4 protein-coding genes are annotated in these 4,321 nt (G+C 32.4%); all 4 read right to left on the bottom strand.

Translation table 11 applies throughout. From position 1 onward, the window contains the following. On the bottom strand, positions 1 to 386 hold a 386-nt coding region (locus AA81_RS05105), incomplete at its 3' end, for a glycosyltransferase family 4 protein (protein WP_146050347.1). Between the two features lie 23 nt (positions 387 to 409). Continuing rightward, positions 410 to 2,842, bottom strand: coding sequence for a helix-hairpin-helix domain-containing protein (locus AA81_RS05100; protein WP_103898430.1), 2,433 nt, complete (start codon positions 2,840 to 2,842; stop codon positions 410 to 412). A 14-nt stretch (positions 2,843 to 2,856) separates the two neighbouring features. Beyond that, complete coding sequence (locus AA81_RS05095) at positions 2,857 to 3,816, bottom strand: RluA family pseudouridine synthase (protein ID WP_103898429.1); 960 nt, start codon at positions 3,814 to 3,816, stop codon at positions 2,857 to 2,859. Then, positions 3,791 to 4,246, bottom strand: coding sequence for a signal peptidase II (gene lspA / locus AA81_RS05090; RefSeq protein ID WP_103898428.1), 456 nt, complete (start codon positions 4,244 to 4,246; stop codon positions 3,791 to 3,793). The genes AA81_RS05095 and lspA overlap by 26 nt, the downstream gene beginning before the upstream one ends. Positions 4,247 to 4,321 lie beyond the last annotated feature (75 nt).

Here is a 4,321-nt window from a genome sequence, read left to right as displayed (position 1 = left end):
TTAGGATTTATCTTGAGATCTTTAATCAATTCATTTTTGGTCTCTTCACTCACGGCTAAAATGCAATCAGAAGAGTTATAGAAATATTTTAAATATCTATTGAAAAAAGGTAACCATAGTTTATTGAATTTTATACTTCCTTTCAATGAATTAGGAACTATGTGAGCGGAAATCACACAAAAAGATTTTTTCTTATTCTTTAGCAACGATAAGAAGCTTTTTATGTTGAGAGTATGGATATGTAAAATATCGTAATTTCCTAAAATTTTGTTCTCATATATAGTGTAATCACTATATTTTTTTAAAATGTATTTGTGATCTAAGGTAGCAGAATATACCCCTTGACCAGGGTATTTCTCAGCTATTGATAAAATATTGATTTTCATTTTTCTCTCCTAAAGATTGAAATTTAAACGTATTTTATAAGTCTTTTCAAGTTTTTGTTATGAACTTTTGAATAGATCATTGCAGAATTATCGACTATAAAATCTCTGTAGACATAACCATCAAGGTAAACCTTTTGCCTATAAAGATATTTATCTATCAACGTATTAGATAACCCTTTTTGGGACATTAAACTCAATGGGAATCCTATACTTTCTATTTCGTATTGCGCGTAGTCTTGTAAGGTTGTTTCAACCTTTTTAGTTGATTTTTGTTCTCTCTCTCCAAATAACGTACTTTTTATATCTTCTAACTGTTGAACTTTTCCCTTCACTCGCTGGGTGGTCTCTCTTAGTAGATTTTTACGGTTGTTGTTGAAATAATCTAATGCGCCCGATTTGATTATTAATTCCACAATATTTCGATTGATATCTTTGTTGATTATGAAATTAAAAAAATCTTCTAAGCTTGAGAATTTCGCTTCTTCAAATATATGAGAAATATTTTTACCTATTCCTTTAATTATATACAAAGGCAGTATTAGATCTGTTTTACTAGCCAAACCAAATGGATATCTAATGTCTGGTAACTTTATTTTTACTCCTAAAAGCGATGCTTCATCTATTATATCAATATCAATGCCTTTTATTTTAACATATTCTAAGAAGAAATGTGAAGGATCTTTGAATTTTTTTTCTGATAACCAGTATGTGATGTGAGCATATGCTACCGCATGAGATTTATTAAAGGCATACTGAGCAAAGTTTTCTATCTGAGAAAACAATAAGGTTGCTTCTTTTTCGCCTATCTTTTTTGAGGCGTTGGTAACAAATTTGTTTTTAAAGATTGTGATTTTATCTTTTTCTTTTTTAGATACGGCCTTTCTCAATAAATCTGATTCTTGTGAAGAAAATCCTCCTAAAATCTGAGCAATTTTCATTATCTGTTCTTGGTAAACTAAGACGCCCTTTGTCTCAGGGAAGATTTTTTTCAAATATTCTGGTGAGTCTTCATTAACGTATTGATCTATCATCCCGGATTCAAGGGGTCCGGGTCTGTTGATGGCTAAGAGTAAGATTAGCTCTTCAAAATCTTTAGGTTTTATTCTTTGGGTTAATTTTTGCCCTAATTTTGAGTCCAATTGGAAGATACCTTTTGTCAATCCTTTGGATAGGTAATGGAAAGTTTTTGAATCGCTAAGTTCTCGGTACTTTTCTTCTATCTGTAATTTTTTTAAGAAAGTCAACGTGTCCAAAGCTAAAATGTCGAACTTTTCCACTCCTAAATATTTTAAATCAGACATTTCCCATTCTATTATTGGTACTTCCTTGAACCCCCTTCGGGGTGTTTCTTTTTCTTCAATAGGAGAAAAAGTTCTAAGGTCATTTTGGGAAATTATCAAACCCGCTGCATGAACAGACTCTGCTACTTCTATTCCTTCAAGATAGTAAGCGACATAAAAAAAGGTTTTATCTTTTTTTGATAAAGATTTGAATTTATCGATGTTCTCTTTACTTCTTATTGGAGCGTTTATTTTAGCTTCTAAATTGTATCCAAGTAGTTCTTCTGTCTTTTTTAAAGCGGATTTGATTTTCATAGTAGAATAAGTTCTGATTTGAGAGATCTTATATTCTCCCACTTCTTTTTGCAAAGCCTTTATTAGATCAACTCTTTTTTCCGCATCGATATCCAGGTCTATATCGGGTAATTCATGCCTGTATTCGTTTAGAAATCTTTCGAACAGGAGATCGTATTCAATAGGATTCACCTTAGTTATTCCCAATTTATAAACTAAGAAAGAACCTACAGCGGAGCCTCTTCCGGGTCCAACAGAGATACCATTTTTTTTAGCGGTGTCAACGACTTTTTTTACCGTTAAAATATAATTTTTTACCCCTAGCTTTTTTATTATTTCCAACTCGTAGGATAATCGTCTTTTTTCTTCGAAGGTTAGATCTTTTTGTGAAACAATGTCTGTTAAATTATAGTCAGTGACTTTGTATTCATCAAATCTATAATTTCTTATATTGTAATAAGTTGCTATATTTGAGAAAATAGATAGTTCATTTTGATATTTTAAACCGTCTTTAATACAAAGAGATTCTTCATCTTTAAATATATCTTTTAAAACGCCAGTTGGATACTTCACGTAGGGAAGATCCATTTCGATTTTTTTCAATCTTAGGTTGTTTCCTAATCCGTTGTAGTGCATTATAGCTGATCTAATATCATTGTTTGTTTGCAATAAGTACTTGCCATCTGCGGTTTCATAGAGAATTATTGGCTTAATTCTGTACTTTTGGGCATGAACGATAAAACCCACCCATGATCTTGGGTGCGGTTCTGATAGAATTATGCAATTGAACCCATACCTTTTAGCTATTGGGAAAAGGTCCCTTAGCTGAAGATAGGATTTACCAATACTTTTTGAAGTTACCACGGGTCCTAAGATCTTCACTAGCAGATCCTCCGTCAAGAATTTCGCCCTTTTAGGTTTGTTAGAGTGATCAACAGATTTTTAAAATCATCGGGTAAGGGGGCCAAAAATTCCATCCATTCGTTACTTTTTGGGTGGTAAAAACCTAATTTCAATGCGTGGAGCATTTGTCTGTCTACAGGTATTTGAAGATTCTTTGCTATTTTATTTTTTCCATACAAAGAATCCCCGATTACTGGATTACCGATGTATTTGAAATGCACTCTGATTTGATGGGTTCTTCCTGTTTTTAGCCTTATCCAAACCAACGTGGCAAGATCTCCAAATTCTTTTAACACTTTGTATTCAGTTAACGCTTCTCTTCCGTTGTACACAACAGCCCTTTTGTGCCTTAAAATAGGATGCCTCCCCAAAGGTAAGTTTATTTCTCCTTCCTTTTCTTTTAGCGTTCCTTCTATTAGGACTAAATAGTATTTCATTGTTTTTCTTTCCTTGAACTCTTTTGAAAGCAAGTGATGTGAAAAAGCATTTTTTGCTACGACCAACACACCGGAGGTTTCTTTGTCCAATCTATGAACAATTCCTAATCTGTTTGGATCTTGCATAGTTTTGTCAAGATTCTTTACATGGTACATTAGGGCGTTAACCAAAGTACCGGTTTTGATACTCGGTGTTGGATGTACTATCAAACCCGCAGGTTTGTTGATGACGATTAATTCCTCATCTTCATACAGTATATTCAATGGTATATTTTCTGGTAAGATTTCCTCTTCTTTGGTTTCTTCTACCAATTCATGAAAATCTATTTGAATTTCGTCCCCTTGTTTTACTTTGTAATGAGGTTTCTTTTGAGTCCCATTGACGGTAATTTGTCCTTTAGTTATTGCGTTTTGGATGAGATTTCTAGAAATTTCAATAGGCATTTTTTCGACGATGTATACGTCGAGCCTTTTTTGCTCATCTTCCTTTTCAACTTTGTACATTCTTTTTTCCATGGCTACTCCTTTTGAAAAAATGGTATAATAAAATCACACCACCAAACGTTACGAATATATCAGCCACGTTGAATATAGAAAAGTATGGCCAATATATCATATCTACAACGTATCCTAACCTAATTCTATCAAAGATATTACCTAAAGCTCCTCCTATGATAAAAGTGATACCCAAGTCAAAAGAAGTAGTAAAAAACTTATATTTTTCTTTGTATTTTTCTTTTAAGATAAAAAGAAAAATTACTATTAGTGTAGAGAAGACTCCATGAAACAAAGCCATGCCTTTAAAAAGTCCAAAGGCAATGCCTGTGTTTTCAACATAAGTCAATTGAAAAAATCCAATTTTAATGGTATTTTCTAGAAGAAACGTTTCTGAAAGTTTTTTAGTTAATTGGTCAAAAAAGATAATAATAGGTATAACCCAATTCATTTACTTAATCCCTTCTTTTTACTTTATTACAGCTGTTATTGATTATAATACTTTAGAGGTAAAAATTGCCACTTT

The organism is Petrotoga halophila DSM 16923, assembly GCF_002924615.1.
Note: the sequence above shows the minus strand (reverse complement) of the source record. Positions and strands in the feature narration are given on the sequence as shown.

Excerpts from the sequence above, each read along its gene's own strand:
- AA81_RS05095 (WP_103898429.1), bottom strand. The coding sequence starts at position 3,816 with ATGGAAAAAAGAATGTACAAAGTTGAAAAGGAAGATGAGCAAAAAAGG.
- lspA (WP_103898428.1), bottom strand. The coding sequence starts at position 4,246 with ATGAATTGGGTTATACCTATTATTATCTTTTTTGACCAATTAACTAAA.